General features: G+C 68.1%; 14 protein-coding genes. 4 read left to right on the top strand and 10 right to left on the bottom strand.

Going from position 1 to position 17,172, the window contains the following annotated elements:
- Positions 1 to 7: 7 nt before the first annotated feature.
- The 10 genes from ACIRHA_RS03990 to ACIRHA_RS03945 all read right to left on the bottom strand — a co-directional run bounded on the left by ACIRHA_RS03990 (position 8) and on the right by ACIRHA_RS03945 (position 11,395).
- On the bottom strand, positions 8 to 787 hold the full coding sequence (locus ACIRHA_RS03990; RefSeq protein WP_403839545.1) for an NADPH-dependent F420 reductase: 780 nt from the start codon (positions 785 to 787) through the stop codon (positions 8 to 10).
- A 78-nt stretch (positions 788 to 865) separates the two neighbouring features.
- Positions 866 to 2,479 carry a long-chain-fatty-acid--CoA ligase gene (locus tag ACIRHA_RS03985; protein WP_403839543.1) on the bottom strand — a complete coding sequence of 538 codons (1,614 nt, stop codon included), beginning with the start codon at positions 2,477 to 2,479 and terminating at the stop codon, positions 866 to 868.
- A gap of 93 nt (positions 2,480 to 2,572) precedes the next feature.
- Complete coding sequence (locus tag ACIRHA_RS03980; RefSeq protein WP_403839541.1) at positions 2,573 to 4,405, bottom strand: flavin-containing monooxygenase; 1,833 nt, start codon at positions 4,403 to 4,405, stop codon at positions 2,573 to 2,575.
- A gap of 68 nt (positions 4,406 to 4,473) precedes the next feature.
- Positions 4,474 to 5,565 carry an LLM class F420-dependent oxidoreductase gene (locus ACIRHA_RS03975; protein WP_403839539.1) on the bottom strand — a complete coding sequence of 364 codons (1,092 nt, stop codon included), beginning with the start codon at positions 5,563 to 5,565 and terminating at the stop codon, positions 4,474 to 4,476.
- Between the two features lie 165 nt (positions 5,566 to 5,730).
- Positions 5,731 to 6,822: an acyl-CoA dehydrogenase family protein gene (locus ACIRHA_RS03970; protein WP_403839537.1), complete on the bottom strand. Its 1,092-nt coding sequence runs from the start codon at positions 6,820 to 6,822 to the stop codon at positions 5,731 to 5,733.
- Between the two features lie 27 nt (positions 6,823 to 6,849).
- Positions 6,850 to 8,037: an acyl-CoA dehydrogenase family protein gene (locus ACIRHA_RS03965; protein WP_403839535.1), complete on the bottom strand. Its 1,188-nt coding sequence runs from the start codon at positions 8,035 to 8,037 to the stop codon at positions 6,850 to 6,852.
- 1 nt (position 8,038) lies between these two features.
- The gene (locus tag ACIRHA_RS03960; protein ID WP_403839533.1) at positions 8,039 to 9,178 is read right to left on the bottom strand and encodes a thiolase C-terminal domain-containing protein; all 1,140 of its coding nucleotides are present in this window, start codon (positions 9,176 to 9,178) and stop codon (positions 8,039 to 8,041) included.
- Positions 9,175 to 9,609 carry a Zn-ribbon domain-containing OB-fold protein gene (locus tag ACIRHA_RS03955; RefSeq protein ID WP_403839531.1) on the bottom strand — a complete coding sequence of 145 codons (435 nt, stop codon included), beginning with the start codon at positions 9,607 to 9,609 and terminating at the stop codon, positions 9,175 to 9,177. The genes ACIRHA_RS03960 and ACIRHA_RS03955 overlap by 4 nt, the downstream gene beginning before the upstream one ends.
- Positions 9,606 to 10,466 (bottom strand): MaoC/PaaZ C-terminal domain-containing protein, encoded by an 861-nt coding sequence (locus ACIRHA_RS03950; RefSeq protein WP_403839529.1) that lies wholly within the window; start codon positions 10,464 to 10,466, stop codon positions 9,606 to 9,608. The genes ACIRHA_RS03955 and ACIRHA_RS03950 overlap by 4 nt, the downstream gene beginning before the upstream one ends.
- Positions 10,463 to 11,395: an SDR family oxidoreductase gene (locus ACIRHA_RS03945; protein WP_403839527.1), complete on the bottom strand. Its 933-nt coding sequence runs from the start codon at positions 11,393 to 11,395 to the stop codon at positions 10,463 to 10,465. Before ACIRHA_RS03945 ends, ACIRHA_RS03950 begins: the two co-directional genes overlap by 4 nt.
- Positions 11,396 to 12,594: 1,199 nt before the next feature.
- Between ACIRHA_RS03945 and ACIRHA_RS03940 the strand changes: the two genes are divergently transcribed.
- The 4 genes from ACIRHA_RS03940 to ACIRHA_RS03925 all read left to right on the top strand — a co-directional run bounded on the left by ACIRHA_RS03940 (position 12,595) and on the right by ACIRHA_RS03925 (position 17,122).
- Positions 12,595 to 14,268, top strand: a complete 1,674-nt coding sequence (locus ACIRHA_RS03940) for a flavin-containing monooxygenase (RefSeq protein ID WP_403839525.1) — start codon at positions 12,595 to 12,597, stop codon at positions 14,266 to 14,268.
- A gap of 87 nt (positions 14,269 to 14,355) precedes the next feature.
- Positions 14,356 to 15,795, top strand: coding sequence for an aldehyde dehydrogenase (locus ACIRHA_RS03935; protein ID WP_403839523.1), 1,440 nt, complete (start codon positions 14,356 to 14,358; stop codon positions 15,793 to 15,795).
- 70 nt (positions 15,796 to 15,865) lie between these two features.
- Positions 15,866 to 16,252, top strand: coding sequence for a limonene-1,2-epoxide hydrolase family protein (locus tag ACIRHA_RS03930; RefSeq protein ID WP_403839521.1), 387 nt, complete (start codon positions 15,866 to 15,868; stop codon positions 16,250 to 16,252).
- Between the two features lie 126 nt (positions 16,253 to 16,378).
- Positions 16,379 to 17,122 (top strand): glucose 1-dehydrogenase, encoded by a 744-nt coding sequence (locus ACIRHA_RS03925; RefSeq protein WP_403839519.1) that lies wholly within the window; start codon positions 16,379 to 16,381, stop codon positions 17,120 to 17,122.
- Positions 17,123 to 17,172 lie beyond the last annotated feature (50 nt).

The raw sequence follows: 17,172 nt of genomic DNA, 5'->3' as shown, positions 1-17,172 counted from the left end.
GCGCCGGCTACCGCACGGCCGCGGCGAGCAATTCCTTGAGGCGGTCGACGGAGACCGGGTTCCCCGGGGCCTCCAGGAATCGGCGGCGGGACTCCTGCGGACTCAGCCCCTCGGGCTGCGGCTGCGCGTACGGATAGACCCAGACCGGCGTGCCCGGATGGCTGCGCCAACTCTCGGCGAGAGAGCCGAAGTCCATGGTGTCGAAGCCGAGAAGATCCAGCAGCTGAGCCACTTCCTGCTTGGCCGACGTGTCATCGCCGGCGATGGGAAGTGCGCTGCGGTCGGGCGCGCCGGAGGGACGCGCACTGCTGCGAAGACGGAGGTAGTCGATGTTGTTGACGGCCTTCACCACGTGTGAGTCGGCCAGATGACGCTGCAGCAGTTCCGAGGAGGTGATCTCGCCCCGTTCCAGAGCGTCGATCCGGCCGTCCCTGTCGGGGACGTAGTTCATCGCGTCCACCACGGTCTTGCCCGCCAGGGCGGCTGCCGACAGTTGCTCGTAACCCTTCAACGGGATACTCACCGCCACCACGTCACCCTCGCGTGCCGCCGCTTCCGGTGTGGCGGCACGCGCTCCCGCCCCCAGCTCGGCAACCAGTTCGGAAAGGGTCTCAGGACCGCGGGAGTTACTCAGTACGACCTCAAGACCGGCATCGAGGGCCAGGCGGGCAAGTGTGCCGCCGATCCTGCCGCTGCCGATGAGAGCGAGAGTCTTGGGCATGGAACGGGTCCCCAATTCATAGTCAGAACTGGTGTCACGCCAGACACCAGCATGCCGAAGTGCCACTACATGTGTGCCGACGGTACGTATCCGGAAAAGCCGAACCGGCGGTGATCCGGCAAGCCGCCGGCCGGTGCTCGGGACTCAGTCCTGCGCGCCCGCCGCCTCCGGAAGGTCCGTCTCGCCGTACATCTCACGCAGCCGGAACTTCTGGATCTTGCCGCTCGCGTTACGCGGCATCGCCTCCGTGAAGACGACCGAGGTCGGCTTCTTGTAGGACGCGATCCGGTCCCGGCAGTAGTCCACGATCTCCTGCTCGCTCGGCGGGCTCGCCGGGTCGGCCGGGACGATCACCGCGCGCGGTGTCTGCACCCACTTCGGGTGATCGACACCGATCACCGCGACCACGGCCACGCCCGGGTGCGCGTCGATCGCGGCCTCGACCTCGGCGCAGTAGATGTTCTCCCCGCCCGAGACGATCATGTCCTTCTTACGGTCGACGACATAGATGAAGCCCTCATCGTCCATCCGGCACAGATCCCCGGAGTGGAACCAACCGCCAAAGAAGGCGTCCTCGGTCTCGGCCGGCTTGTTCCAGTAACCCAGCATCGTCGTGGGTCCGCGGTAGACGATCTCGCCGACCTCACCCACCGGCACGTCGCGCATCTCGTCGTCGACGATCCGTACCTCGATGCCAGGGAGCGGCCTGCCGACGGAACCGAGCTTCCGTACGGCGTCCTTGCCGTGCAGGAGAGTGGTGGTCGCGCACATCTCGGTCTGCCCGAAGGCGGTGAACGCGGGCGTGTCCGGGAACGTCTCCAGCAGCGCGTTCAGCAACGACGGCGTTGCCGGGGAAGCACCCCAGGCGAGCCGCTTCAGCGAGAGCTTGCGCTCCTTGACGTCCGGTACGGCGCAGACTTGCTGCCACTGGCTGGGCACCAGATGACAGGTGGTGATCCGCTCCCGCTCCAGCAGGTCGAGGATCGCCACCGGGTCGAAGCTCTTGGAGTCGTCGATCACGACCCGCCCGCCGTCGGCCAGCGCCCGCAGCGTCGCCCCGAGCCCGGCGATGTGGAACATCGGTCCCCCGAGCAGCTGGACGTCCGCCTCTTCCGTGAGTCCGCCGAGCGAAACGAACAGGAGGAAGGCGTTCATCATCAGGCTGAAATGGGTGAGGATGACGCCCTTCGGCCGGCCGGTGGTGCCGGAGGTGTACATGAGGAACGCCGCGTCGTGCTCGGACACGTCGATCCCAGGATCCTCCGGCGAGGCCGCTGTCACCGTCTCCTCGTACGGTTCCGCGTTCGACATCGCAGTGGCCGCTCCGTCTCCGGCGACGAGCACACAGCGCACACCGTCGAGCTCCCGGACGGCCTCCGCGGCGGTGCCGGCCAGAGCAGCGTCGACGATCAGCACACCGGCCCCACTGTCGGCGAGGATGTAGGCGACCTCGCCCGCCACCAGCCGGAAGTTGATCGGAACGGCGACAGCTCCGAGCCGCGCCACGGCGAGGTAGCTCTCGGCGACCTCGATCTTGTTGTGCATCAGCATCGCGACCCGGTCGCCATGCCCCACCCCGCGCGCCGCCAGGGCGTTGGCCAACCGCGAGACGCGGCGGTCCAGATCCTGGAAGGTCACTTTGTGAGGACCGTGCTGGTAGGCGACCCGCTCGGGGTACTTACGGGCGCTTCGGGCAAGTTGCGACCCGAACGACATCCGCCGAGCGGCGGCTACGGCGCTGCCATCGGACTGAGGCATGATCCACTTCCTTCTTGTCACTGATTGAGCAGCACCTTCGACGAGGAGACGTTGCCCGCGGTGTTTCACCCGGGGCCGTGCCGGCCCCTCCGGTCAGGAGAAAGAGAGGCCCTCGAACCGGCCGGTCGTACGCCATTCCCTGAGGAGCTCGAAGTAGGTCCGCGGTCCCGCCGGGTACCCCTCCATCATCAGGTCCTTCGGCGAGGGGCGTTGACCCTCGTTGTTGTAGTAGCCGGGCGTGCACTCCAGCCGCGCGCTCGTGTCGATCCGGGCAGCCGCCTCCAGGAAGATGTCCACCCAGGCGGCCTGGGCTTCCTCGGTCACCTCGACAGCGTGGTGTCCCTGGGCCACCGCGTGACCGACCACGGAAGCGATCGTCTGTGCGGCCTCCAGCCACCCGGTGGGGACGTTGAGACCGAAGCGTCCGCCCTGGGCGAGCTGCACGATGAACATGTTCGGAAAGCCGTGCACATGTATGCCGTGCATCGTGCGCATGCCCTCCTCCCACGTCTTCATCAGCGTCAGACCGCCCCTGCCTGTCACCTCGAAGTCCAGGAGGTCCATGGGATCGAGGGAGTAGTCGAAGCCGGAGGCATAGACGATGCAGTCCACCTCGTACTCGGTGCCGCCCACCACCACGCCCCGCTCGGTGATCCGCTCGACGCCCTTGCCGTCGGTGTCGACCAGGTGCACGTTGGGCCGGTTGTACGTCGGCAGGTACTCGTCGTGCCAGCTGGGCCGCTTGCACATCTGCCGGTACCACGCCTTGAGCTTGTCGGCGGTCTCCCTGTCCTCGACCACGGCGTCGACGCGTGCCCGGATGTCGTCCATCTTCGCGAAGTCGCTCTCTTCGAGAGCGGCGCGGACACGGTCGGCGGCGCCTCCCTCGGCCACCGCCGACTTGATCACCGCAGCGGTGCGGTCGGCGATCTGGATGAAGCCGTCGTTCAGCAGGTCCTCGACCTCGGCGTCGCTCGGCCTGCCCTGCAGAGAGTCCATCTTGGCGAGGAAGCTGTCGTGATAGCGCTGCTGCCAGTTCGGAGTGTTCGAGATCGACGCGAACCACTCCGGATCGATCGGGCCGTTGTTGCGCTGGTCGACCGACGTCGGGGTGCGCTGGATCACGAACAGCTCTCCGGCGTCACGGCCCAGTTCCGGCACGCACTGGATACCGGTGGCACCGGTACCGATGACCGCGACCCGCTTGTCCTTGAGCTTGTCCATCGGCGCGCCCTCGGGGGAACCGCCGGTGTAGCCGTAGTCCCAGCGGCTGGTGTGGAACGAGCGGCCCGCGAACGACTCGACGCCCGGGATGCCGGGCAGCTTCGGCACGCTGAAGGTGCCCGCTCCGAATCCGAGGAACGTCGTGGTGAATTGGTCACCGCGGTTGGTGCTCACCAGCCAGCAGGAGTTCTCCTCCTGCCAGGCGACCTCGCTCACCTTCGTGTGGAAGAGGGCGTTGTCGTAGAGGCTGTAGTGGCGGCCGATCCGCTGGAAGTGCTCACGGATCTCCGGTCCGTGCACGTACCGCTCCGACGGCATGTGACCGGTCTCCTCCAGCAACGGCAAGTAGACCAGGGAGAGGCTGTCACACATCACACCCGGGTACCGGTTCCAATGCCAGACGCCTCCGAAGTCACCGGCGTGGTCGACGATGCGCACATCATCGACACCCTGTTCCTTGAGCCGCGCACCCGCCAGCACGCCGGCCCATCCGCCACCGATGAAGGTGTAGGTCACGTGGTCGTGGACCGGCTCCCGCGGCGTCATCTCCACCCACGGGTCGTGGTCCACGTCATCCGCGAGGCGCACGTACTGGTCGGTCCCGTCGGAACGCAGACGCTTGGCGCGTTCCTCCGCGTACTTCTGGCGCAGGGCCTCCTTGTCGACGCTCGGTCGGGTCGGGGAGCTCTCTTGGCTGGGCATGCGTCCTCCGGACGGAAGTCGTGGGTTACTGGTCGAGCGAGCGGGGTGCGCCGGTGAAGCAGCCGCGTTTACCGAACCGATCCCGTCGTGCCGTGAAGGGGCCGGGCTTCAGGAGCCGGCTGATCGATCAGTTCACGAAGCCGGGCGATGTGATCAACCCTCGCTTCTGCGGTGGCACCCTGCGGAATGACCGTCAGGTGGGTGACCCCGGCCGCCCGGTAGGCGGCAAGCCGCGCCAGTATCTGTTCGCTGGTCCCGATCAGGGAAGAGCCGCGCAGCAGTTCATCCGGCACCGCCTCGGCCGCCTCCTGGCGACGGCCGTCGAGATAGAAGTCCTGGATGAGAGCAGCTTCGTCCGGGTACCCATAGGCGCGCAACAAGTTGTTGTAGTAGTTGTGACCGCGCGCGCCCATACCGCCGAAATAGCGTGCGGCGTTGTGGCGTTGCCGGTCGAGCGCTTCCTCCGTGCCCTCTCCGATGGCCAGAGGCCCGGTGGCTACCGTCCGCAGGGGGCCGAGCGCGGGATCGCGGCGCTCCAGGCCCCGGGCCAGCGCGGCCCCGAACACGTCGGTGGCTCGTTCCGGCCAGTAGAAGATCGGCAGCCAGCCCTCGGCGATCTCGGCTGTCAGGGCGACGTTCTTCTCGCCGAGCGCGGCGAGGAAGACCGGAATCCGGTCACGCACCGGCGGGTGGATCAGCTTCAGCGCTTTCCCCAGCCCCGTTCCCCGCTCGGCGGGCAGCGGAAGCTGATAGTGGCGCCCCGCGTACTCGACGCGCTCGCGGCGCCAGACGGCCCGGCAGATGTCGACGACTTCCCGGGTGCGGGCGATGGGCGCCGTGTAGGGCACCCCGTGCCATCCCTCGACGACCTGGGGACCTGAGGCTCCGAGACCGAGGATGGCACGTCCACCGGACAGCGCGTCCACACCTGCCATCGACATCGCGGTCGTGGTCGGGGTGCGGTTGTACAGGCCGAGAATGCCCGACCCGATGTGTACCCGTTCCGTGGCGTGGGCCAGGGCTCCCATGGTCGAGACGGCGTCGAAGCCGTAGCCCTCACCGACCCACACCGTGTCGGCCCCGGCAGCCTCGTAGGCGACGACCTCGTCGATGCAACTCGTGGCGTTCGACGCGATGCTGAGACCGACTCCAAGGTTCATGGCTGCTCTCTCTTTCACCGCTCAGCTGCGTCATCGAACGATTCTGGTGGCCGGGTCGCTCGGCCGGGCCGGCCCGCCGGTGAACGTGGCGGGCAGCGGAGACGCACGGCACGCGGGGGCCGAACACCGGTCCGGTCGGCCCGCGCCGTGCGATCGCATCCGGGCTCAGATGCCCAGCAGGTCCGCCAGGACGGCCTCGTGGTGCTCGGGGTCGCCGAGCAGGACGCGGGAGGCGTGCGCGCGCTTGAAGTACAGGTGCGCGTCGTGTTCCCACGTGTAACCGATGCCGCCGTGCAACTGGATCGTGTCCCGCGCCACTTGTACGTAGGCACTGCCGCAATAGGCGAGTGCCGCGCGGGCGGCGACCGGGAACGCGTCCGGTTCGGAGTCGGCGGCCCGGCACGCGTCCAGAACCAGCGAGGTCGCCAGTTCACCGGTCACGTACAGGTCGGCGAGCTGGTGCTTGATGGCCTGGAAGGAACCGATCTGGCGACCGAACTGCACGCGCAGCTTTGCGTACTCGATCGTCATCTCGATGCACCGCAGCAACCCGCCGAGTTCCTCCGCAGCCAGGACGAAGGCGGCATGGTCGCCGACCCGGCTGTGCACTGTCGACGGATCACTCGCGACCAGTCGACGGGACGGCACCTCCGTGAACACCAGCCGGGCGACGGCGCGAGTCGGATCCGCGCTGGTCAACTCGGTACGTACGAGTCCGGGCGCGGTCCCGTCGACGACGTGGTATTCGGGCCGGCCGTCGGCTCCGACCGCCTCGACGACGATGTGGTCGGCGAGCACACCGTCGATGACGAGGGGTGCGGTACCGGAGATACCGGCGGCCCCGGCGACCGGAGCCGCCGAGCCCGTGCCCGCCGGAGCGAACGCGGCGAGAATCTCACCCGACGCGATGCCCGGCAGCAGCTCGGCACAGGCGGTCCCGTCATCGATGACGACCAGCGCGCCGCCGGCCAGAGCCGTCGAGGCCAGATACGGGGAGGGAGCGAGGGCACGCCCCATCTCCATGAGCACGACCGCGAGTTCGGTAAGTCCGGAGCCGGTGCCGCCGTACTTCTCGGGCAGTCCGATACCCGTCAGATCGACGCGCTTGGACAGCCAGGCCCACAGCTCGTCCCGGCCACCGACGTCGCTGGTGCCGTCGACGAAGGCCCGGACACGCTCGGCCGGGGAATAGTCGACCAGCAGCTTCCTGATGGACGCCCGCAGATCCGACTGCTCATCGGTCAGGGTCAGCCCCATGTCATTCTCCTCGGATGGTGCGAGTGGTCAGGCGCGTGAGGTGCCGGTCTTCAGCTCGCGGAACGGCACGTTCGTGTCCGCACGCGGTTCCTTGGGCAGTCCGAGGACTCGTTCGCTGATGATGTTGCGCTGGATCTCGTTGGTGCCGCCGGCGATTCCGGCCGAAGGGACCGTGTTCAGCGCCGCCGAGAGGCTCTGCGCCTGCTCGTCGGCCGGATCCCAGCCGACAGCGGTCCCGACGGCGAGACGGGAGGCGAGGTCGGCGGCGGATCGGCTGAGCAGGGTCCCCGCCAGCTTGGCCACGGATCCGCGTGCGCCCACGTCCTTGCCGCGTGCGCCCTCTTCACCCAGCCTGGCCTGCAACGTCTCGAAGGCACGCTCGGCGACGTAGAGCCGGGCGAGCTCGCCGCGCACCACCGGGTCCTGGGAACGGCCGGAACGTGCGGCGAGTTCCGCGACGCTCTTGGCCGACAGCGGGTTCACCCGGGGGCGGGGTCGCGTGCCGATCGAAACCCGCTCGTGCTTGAGCATGTTGATGGCGGACGACCAGCCGTCGTTGACCGTGCCCACCACCGCGTCCGCGGGCAGCCGGACGTCGGTGACGTACACCTCGTTGAAGTGGGAGGCACCGGTCATGTCGCGCAGCGGCCGGACCTCGACACCGGGAGCGTGCATGTCCACCACGAACATCGTGAGGCCGCGGTGCTTGGGCAGGTCGGCGTCGGTGCGAGCCACGAGGATGCCGCGGTCGGCGAAGTGGGCCCGGGAGGTCCACACCTTCTGACCGTTCACGACCCAGCCGTCACCCTCCCGGACGGCCCGGCTCTGCAGGCTGGCGACGTCCGACCCGGCTTCCGGCTCGGAGTACAGCTGGCACCAGATCTCCTCACCACGGAGCAGCGGCCGGATGTACTGCCGGCACTGCTCCTCGGTGCCCAGTTCCATCAGGACCGGTCCCGCCATGCCCCAGCCGATGCCGAACGGTTCGTCGGGCAGTTGGTAGGCGCTGGCCTCGGCGTTGTAGGCGCGCTGGTGCTCGACGGTCAATCCCTGGCCGCCCCACTTCGAGGGCCAGGTGATGCCCGCGAAACCCGCGTCGTAGACCGCCGCTTGGAAGGCCCGGCTGGCGGGGATGTCGTCACGGATGTTCGTGGTCGGAGCGTGCTCGGCCAGCCAGGCCCTGGCCCGCTCGCCGTACTGTTCGACAGATTCCATGTCAGGGCCTCCTGTTGGAGAGGATGAGCGTGGCCGCGGCCGTGAACATCCCGCCGACGCCTTGAACCAGGCTGATCTCGGGAGTGCCGGCCTGGCGGAACGCCTCGCCTCGGAGCTGGCGTACGGCTTCCTGGATGGCGAACATGCCGTACATGCCGGTGTGGGTGTACCGCAGTCCGCCACCGTTGGTGTTCATGGGCAGCCGGCCGCCGGGCGAGGTGTTCCCCTCGGCGATGAACGCGCCGACGTCGGCCCGGTCGACGAAGCCGAGGTCGGCGAGCATGTAGAGCGGGAGGTGCGCGAACGCGTCGTACGCCATGAGGTGGTCGACGTCGTCGGTCGTGATCCCGGCCTCCGCGAACGCGGCGGCCCCGGACTGGCGGAAGCCCTTGGACGACGTCAGGTCGTCCATGACCGAGATCAGCGACGTGTCCATCGACTCACCGGACCCGAGCAGGTACACGGGAGCGTTCGGACCGTCCACCGCCCGTTCCGCGGAGGTGACCACCAGGGCGCCGCCACCGTCGGTGAGCGGGCAGCACTGCAGCTTGTGGAACGGGTAGGCGATCATGTCCGAGGCCATCACGTCGTCGACAGTGACCAGGTCCGGCCGGCTCGCCCGCGGGTTGCCCTCGCCCCACTTGCTCTGCGCCACCACGACCTCGGCGAGATGCTCCTGCGTGTTGCCGGTGTCCTTGAGGAAACGCAGCACCGGCAGGGTGAACGAGTTGGGCGGCGCGTACAGCCCGTACGGCACCTCGAACTGCATGAACAGCGAGTCAGGCGGCTGGACCCGCGGCGGGCGCCCCACCTGGGAACGACCGGACTCACCGTGCAGCACCAGCACCGTCTCGCAGTGGCCTGCCGCGATCGCGGCGGCCGCGTGACGCACGTGGACGAGGAAGGAGCAGCCGCCCACGGTGGTGCCGTCATACCACGACGGGTTGATGCCCATGTAGTGCGCGACGTCGAGGGGCGACTGCGTGGCACTGGTGATGCCGTCCACGTCGGACACGTCGAGTCCCGCGTCGGCGAGCGCCAGAAGGGCCGCCTCCGCCCGGAGTTCGAGCTCCGACACTCCGGGAACCTTGCCGATCCGGCTCTCGGCGGCACCCCTGATCGCGATTTCCCCGGGCTTCACAGCGCCTCTCCCTCTTCCGCCGGACGGAACACCGGCAGCGACATGTCGCCACGGGGTTCGAAGTCCACCCGCAACGGCATGTCCAGCACCAGCTGTTCGGGTACAGGGTCGACGCCGACGACGGTGCTGAGCATCCGCGGACCCTCCTCCAGCTTGACGATGGCGATCACATGCGGGGCTTCGAAGCCTGGGGCCGGACGGTGGTTGATGACGTACGAGTCGAGGGTGGCGAGACCGCTCACGCGGACCCACTCCAGCTCGTCGCCGGCGCCGAACGGCGACACCGTCCTCGGGTAGAACACGTACGTGCCGGTGGTGACCGAACGCTGGATCCACAACTCCCCACGCGCGGCCGCATCCCAGTAGGGGCGCGTCGAATCAGTGGGCCGAGGTACCGGCTTGGGGCGAGGAGTGCTGGTGGCGGGCGTCATACGGTGTCCCCCTCACGAAGGGTGGCCATGCCTCGGTCGAGCAGGACATTGCCTTCGGAGTCCGTGGTGCGGAAGTAGTGCGAGTCGTCCTCGGACCAGATCGAGACGGTCAGCGTCTCCCCCGGCATGACCGGCCGGGTGAACCGTCCGGTGATCGACGCCAGCCTGTCCGGGGCAACGCCCAGCGCACGCAGGAGCACTCGGGCCGTGGTGCCGTACGTGCACAGGCCGTGCAGGATCGGACGGTCGAATCCGCCACGGGCGGCGAACGCGGGATCCGAGTGCAGCGGGTTACGGTCCCCGGAAAGACGGTAGAGCAGGGTCTGGTCCGGCCGGGTGGCCGTCTTGACGACGTGGTCCGGTTTCCGGTCGGGCGCGTTCCAGGACGAGGACGGCCCCCGGTCACCGCCGAAGCCGCCTTCACCGCGGATGAACGCGCCGCCCCCCGCGGTGAACAGCAGCTCGCCGCTCTTCTCGTCCACGCCTTCCGTGTCCGTGGTGACCAGGGCACCGGATCCCTTGTCGTGGATCCCGGTGATCGTCTGGGTCAGCAGGACCGAGCCCTCCACGGGCAGTGGCTGGTGCAGCGTCAGCGACTGCTGGGCATGGACGATCTTCGACGTGTCGACGTCGCCGTAGCCTGCGCGCAGTCCGGCCTTCTGGCTGAGCACGATCGCGTAGGTCGGCAGGATCTGCTGCGCGCGGCCTTCGGTGTTCTCGGTCGTGAGTTCCAGCTCGGCAGCCGGGTCGTCCTGTCCCGCGCCCACGCCGAGCGCGTAGAGCAGCGCGTCGGTGGAGTTCCAGGAGATCTGGGCCGGACCGGCGGTACGCCCGACCGCATCGACGTCTATGGTCATCGCGCACCCTTGTCCGGGATGCTGCCGTCGGTGCCGGCGTTCTCCGCGGACTTCGCCAGCAGGTCGGGCAGGACGTCATCGAGCTCTTCGACCGTCCACCGCTTGTCGCTCTCGGCCGACGGACCCGCGTGCCAGCCCTCGGCAACGGTGACTCGGCCGCCGTACACGCCGAACACACGGCCCGTGACGTCCTTGGCGTCCGGGCCGGCGAGCCATGCGACCACCGGGGCGACGTTCTCGGGGTCGGTGGGGTCGAAGACATCGGCGGTCCCGGGCGCAAGGTTCGCGGCCGCGGCAAGGTCCTCGGTCATCCGGCTGAGAGCGCTCGGGTAGATGGCGTTCACCGTGATGCCATAGCGCGCGACCTCACGTGCGGTGATCACGCTGAAGGAGGCGATGCCCGCCTTGGCCGCACCGTAGTTCGCCTGCCCGGGGTTGCAGTAAAGACCGGAGGAGGAGCTGGTGTTGATGACGCGGGCGTCGACGGTCTCGCCCGCCTTGGCCAGGTTCCGCCAGTGCGCCACGGCGAAGTGGGTGGGACCGAAGGTGCCCCGCATGTGCACGCGGATCACCGCGTCCCACTCGGCGTACGACATGTTGGCCACCGTGCGATCGCGCAGGATGCCGGCGTTGTTGACCAGCACGTCCAGGCGACCGAAGTGCTCGATCGCGGAGTCGATGAGATTCTTCGCCCCTTGCTCATCCGCGACGTCGTCCGTGTTCGCGATGGCCTCGCCGCCCGCCGCGATGATCTCCTCGACCACGGCGGCCGCCGGGCCGCCGTCGCTGCCCGTGCCGTCACGCGAGCCACCGAGATCGTTCACCACGACCTTCGCGCCACGGCGAGCGAACTCAAGGGCGTGACCACGGCCGATCCCGCGCCCTGCTCCGGTAATAACGGCCACCCGGCCGTCCAAAGTCTTGTTCATCATTCCTCTTCCTTAATCGGGGTGAGTGGCGGGGCGGGGCGCGGACCGGGCCAATCCGGCCGACGACCGCTCGCTCACATCACGGCCGTGACGCCCGCGCCGTAAGAGGGTGCGACGGAGCCCGGTACACCGGCGACAGTCGAAGAAGGGCTCCGTGCGGAGTTGAGGAGGTGCCGGTGCGGAGTGCCACACCTCAGCGTCATCACATTCGATGTCAACATCGAAAATGACAGTAATCCACTGGCGTCCTACAGGCAAGAGTGAATTCACTCCGGCATTCCCGGCGTACGACCGACCCTCACGATCACTGCGCTGACGTGCGCAGACAGTGGTCGCCGTGTCGTGGATGAGGGGCGTTCCAGGGAGCACCGTGACCGGTTTCCCGGCACGGTCGCGCCGTGTGGCGCGATACCCGGCCGCCTTCCGTTCGCCTCACGCCTGGGTTCCCCTACGGCACCTGTGGCACCGGCAGTTCAGCAGCACTCGCACGCCACATCGCAGACAGCGACCACCTGAGCGAAATTTCCGACGCCGCCGTCGACCACTCCCCCAGTAAGGCTGGACGGAAGCCCTCGTCGGCCGGTTCCGCATGATCGACGAGGTGCTCCACAGAACCCCAGGTCAGAGCGCATCAGGCGAGGGCTGAATACTCGCGGCGGATGCGCCGGCCGCCGACGTGATGACCCGCTCCGATCCGCGGCCAACTGACGCCCGCCGGAGCCTGGCGTCGTTGACACCGTCCGGAAAGCGGGAATATTGTCCCGACAGCCGGGGCAGCTGAAGGCTCGTCCGACGGCTGCCGCAGGAGTCACGCGATGCGTCAAGTCGCTGCGACAGGACCGCTGAACAGGCGCCCTGCAGGCCCGCGCCCGAGTCGGCTCATTTCCGATCACCCAGGTCATTCGGCACTCCTTCGCAGACGACGCCATCGGGCCGGGTCGGCCATCCATTCGCCCACAGCACCCACCGCAGAAGACATACCGGGGCCGTACCCTCCACGCATCATCGGGCGACCACTCCATCCGAGACGTCACCCGTACCTCCGGAGGAACACCGCAGGGAAGTCAAGGCGCTCGGGCCAAGCAGCCCATCAGCTCCATGACACACCAGACGGTACGGAGCCCTGGGGTCACAGGCCGTGTCGCCGAACCGTGCACCGGATCTGCTCACGGCATCGCCTCAGACAGGAGACAACCCCGATGTCCCACCAGGACCAGCAGTCGGCCCCGAAAAAACTCGACGCAGTGGTCGTCGGTGCGGGGTTCGCCGGCCTCTACCAACTCCACAGCCTTCGCGAACGAGGATTCGACGCCCGTATCATCGAAGCGGGTGACGGGGTGGGGGGGACCTGGTACTGGAACCGCTACCCCGGTGCCCGGTGTGACGTCCGCAGCGTCGACTATTCCTACTCGTTCTCCCCCGAGCTCGAAGCGGAGTGGGAGTGGAGCGAGAAGTACGCCGCGCAGCCGGAGATCCTCCGGTACCTCGAACACGTAGCGGACAGGTTCGACCTGCGCCGTGACATCGATCTCGGTCTCCGCGTCACCACGGCCACATTCGACGAGTCTTCGGGCCGCTGGGCGATCGAGACCGACCGGGGCGGCCGTTACGACGCCCAGTTCCTGATCATGGCCACGGGTAACCTCTCCTCCTCCCGGCTTCCCGACATCCCCGGCCTGAGCGAATTCCAGGGCGAACTTCTGCGCACCGCGCAGTGGCCGAAGGAGGGCGTCGACGTCACCGGGCGCCGTGTCGGCGTGATCGGCACCGGCTCCTCCGGCGTCCAGGTCATTCCGGAACTGGCCGCGCAGGCGGACCATGTCACGGTGTTCCAGCGCACTCCCGCGTTCGCGCTCCCGGCGAACAACCGCCCGCTGACCGAAGAGGAAAAGCGGCAGGCACACGAGCGCGCGGAGTGGCGGCGGAACGCGGCACACAATTCGAGCTTCGGGATCGACCTTCCCGCCCCCAAGTACAAGGCCCTCGAAGTCGATGACGCCGAGCGGCGAGCCACTTACGAGCGTTACTGGGACGACGGCGCCGCGACGGCCCTCTTGGTGAGCTACCGCGACCTGTTGTACGACCGTGAGGCCAACGAGACGGTCGCGGAGTTCCTGCGCGAGAAGATCAGGACGATCGTGGAAGACCCGGAGACTGCCCGGGCCCTGACCCCCCACGGTTTCCCGTTCGGGGCCAAGCGCGCGTGCGTGGGCACCAATTACCCGGCGGTCTACAACGAGCCCCACGTCGACCTGGTCGACGTGCGCGCGGACCCCATCGACGGATTCACCGCGACCGGGCTGCGCACCGAGAGCGGCGCGGAGTACCCCCTGGACGCGATCGTGTTCGCCACCGGCTTCGACGCGATGACCGGCGCACTGACGTCGGTGGACATCCAGGGCCGGGACGGCCTCCTGCTCCGTGACAAGTGGTCGGTCGGGCCGCACAACTTCCTGGGTGTGTCGACGAGCGGATTCCCGAACATGTTCATCGTCACCGGTCCGGGGAGCCCGTCGGTCCTGTCCAACGTGGTGGTCTCGATCGAGCAGCACGTGGACTGGATCACGCGATGCCTGATGTTCCTCCGCGATCACGGGACCGCCATGATCGATGCCTCCGCGGAGGCCGAGGCCGACTGGGTTCGCCAGGTCAACGAGGCCGCGGCGAGGACTCTCTACCCGGAAGGCAACTCCTGGTACCTCGGCGCGAACGTCCCCGGCAAACCGCGGGTCTTCATGCCGTACGTCCGGGGGCTGAACCACTACAGCCAGATCTGTGACGAGATCGCCGAGCGCGGGTACGACGGTTTCGTTCTCACCTCACGGCCCGGAGAGGCGGCGTCCACGAAGGCCTCGTCCAAGACGCCCGCCTGATCAGCATCCTCGGGCCCTGCCCATGGCGTCCCTCGTCACGGATGGGCCGGCACCGGTGAGGTGTCCGAACCATGAAGGAGTCAACCAGTGTCGTTGGATCACGAACTTCTTTACATCGGCGGCAAATGGGTGAAGCCCTCGTCGTCACAGCGCCTGAACGCCGTCAACGCGGCGACCGAGGAATACCTGGGCAGCGTTCCCGAGGCCGTGGAGCGGGACGCGGACACGGCCGTGGCCGCGGCGCGCGGCGCCCTGGACGCAGGATGGGCGACGTCCGATCCCAAGGAGCGGGCGGCGGCGCTCAACCGCCTTGCCGACTCCCTCGAGAAGCGGCTCAGCGAGTTCACCCGAGTGGTGAGCCAGCAAGTCGGGATGCCCTACCCCATGAGCAAGCAGTTCGAGGGCCGCTTCTCGGTCTCCGTACTTCGCTACTACGCACAGCTCGCCGAGACCCTCGAGCCCGAAGAGCGGCGTCCTTCGCCCATGGGCTTCGACACTCTGGTCCGCCGCGAGGCTGTGGGGGTCGTGGCGGCCGTCGTGCCCTGGAACTACCCGACCGTACTGGCGGTTTCGAAGATCGGGCCGGCGCTGGCGGCCGGCTGCACGATCGTGGTCAAACCGTCCCCCGGGGCGGTGCTCGACTCCCATATCTTCGCCGAGGCCGTGGAAGAGGCCCAACTCCCGCCAGGAGTCATCAACTACACGCCGGGTGGCCGTGAACTGGGCGCTTACCTGGTGTCGCACCCGGGCGTGGACAAGGTCGCCTTCACCGGGTCGACCGCCGCGGGCCGGCAGATCGCCGAGGTCTGCGGCAGTCTGCTGCGACCGGTCAGTCTGGAGCTCGGCGGCAAGTCAGCGGCGATCATCCTGGACGACGCCGACCTGGACACCGTCCTCAAGGGCCTGACCGGCGTCTCGCTGGCCAACAACAGCCAGACCTGCGTCGCCTGCACGCGCATCCTGGCGCCGAGCAGCCGCTACGACGAGGTCGTCGAGGCCATGGCCTCATGGGCGTCCGAGCTGAAGGTCGGTGACCCGCTCGAACGGGGCACCCAGATCGGGCCGGTCTTCTCCAGGGCCCAACGCGACCGTATCGAGGGCTACATCGCCAAGGGCCGCCAGGACGGCGCGCGGCTGGTGGCAGGCGGTGGCAGGCCGGCCGGCCTGGATCGCGGCTGGTTCGTGGAGCCGACCGTCTTCGCCGACGTCGACAACACCTCGGTCATCGCCCGGGAGGAGATCTTCGGCCCGGTGCTCGCCGTGACCCGCTACGACGACGACCAGGACGCTGTGCGGATCGCGAACGACTCCGAGTACGGCCTCGGCGGCACGGTGTGGTCGGCCGACCGGCAGCGGGCCACCGGTGTCGCGCGCCAGGTCGTGGCGGGCACGGTCGGCGTCAACGGCTACGCCATCGACATCAACGCGCCCTTCGGCGGGGTCAAGGCGAGCGGGATGGGCCGCGAGTTCGGTCCCGAGGCTCTGGCCGGCTACCAGCAGCTGAAGTCCATCTTCCTGATCGACTGACACGGGCGGCCCGCCGCGCGTGGCCGAGTCGAAGCGGAAATCCGCAGAGTCCATATCAAGGGGCACTTTTATGAACGAGACAGAGATCGTGACCACCTTCCTGCAGAAGATGGCCGAACATGACGTCGAAACCACAGTCGCCTTCCTGAGCGAAGACGTGTTCGTGCACAACATGCCGGTCGCTCCCACCCACTCGCGGGAGGAATGGAAGCAGCGCATGCTCGCCTACGAAAACACCGAAGGCGCGATGAAGGTGCAGGTCCTCAACATCGCCGGCGACGGGAAGGGGAATGTCCTGACCGAACGTCTCGACAGCTTCCTGCGCAACGGCAGTTGGATCGAAATCCCCATCATGGGCGCCTTCACTGTCAAGAACGGACTGATCGTCAGCTGGCGCGAGTACTTCGACATGGGTGCCACCAAGGGCCTTTCGGAAGTCGAACCGGACGGGTCCTGACCCTCTGCCGGCTCCGCCCCCGGGCCTTGCCGGCCAGTCACGTGCGGGGTCCACGGCCGCCCCGTCCGATGTCCCGGAAAGCGACCGACCGCGGCCCGACAGCACCACTCGAAGGAGTGACGCACCATGCAGGACCGGCTCACCGGGAAGGTCGTACTCATCACCGGCGGTGTCGGCGGGCTGGGCACGACCCACACCCGCCGCTTCATCGCCGAGGGCGCCTCGGTGATGATCACCGACGTGCTGGAGGAGGAGGGCCTCAAGCTCGCCACCGAGCTGGGCGGGCGTGCCCGCTTCAGCACTCTCGACGTCACCGACGGCGCACGCTGGAAGGAAGTCGTCACCGAGACCGAGCAGGCCTTCGGCCCCGTCGACGTCCTGCTGAACAACGCAGGCATCGCCGCACCGAGCCCTCTCGAAGACCTGCCGGAGGCCAGCTTTCGCAAGGTGGTCGACATCAACCAGGTCGGCGTCTTCCTCGGCATGCAGGCGGTGGTCCCGTCCATGCGCCGGGCCGGCGGCGGCTCCATCATCAACGTCTCGTCCATGGGCGGCCTGATCGCCTCGCCCGGATCGATCGCGTACGCCTCGACCAAATGGGCCGTGCGCGGCATGACCAAGGCCGCGGCGCTGGACCTCGCCCAATACGGCATCCGCGTCAACTCGTTGCACCCGGGGGTGATTCGGACCCCCATGCTGGAGGCGCACCGGGGTGAAGCCGGTATGGCCGCGCTCGGGCAGGTCACACCAGTGGGCCGGCTCGGCGAGCCCGAAGAGGTCAGCCACCTGGTGATGTACCTCGCTTCGGACGACTCGAGCTACTCGACCGGTTCCGAGTTCGTCGTCGACGGTGGTTTCACCGCTCAGTGACTCCTCGGCGGTCGTGGCAGATGCCGGGGCGCCGGGCCCCGTCCCAGTAA

The sequence above is a fragment of the Streptomyces sp. NPDC102360 genome, from assembly GCF_044766085.1.
GTDB lineage: Bacteria > Actinomycetota > Actinomycetes > Streptomycetales > Streptomycetaceae > Streptomyces.
Note: the sequence above shows the minus strand (reverse complement) of the source record. Positions and strands in the feature narration are given on the sequence as shown.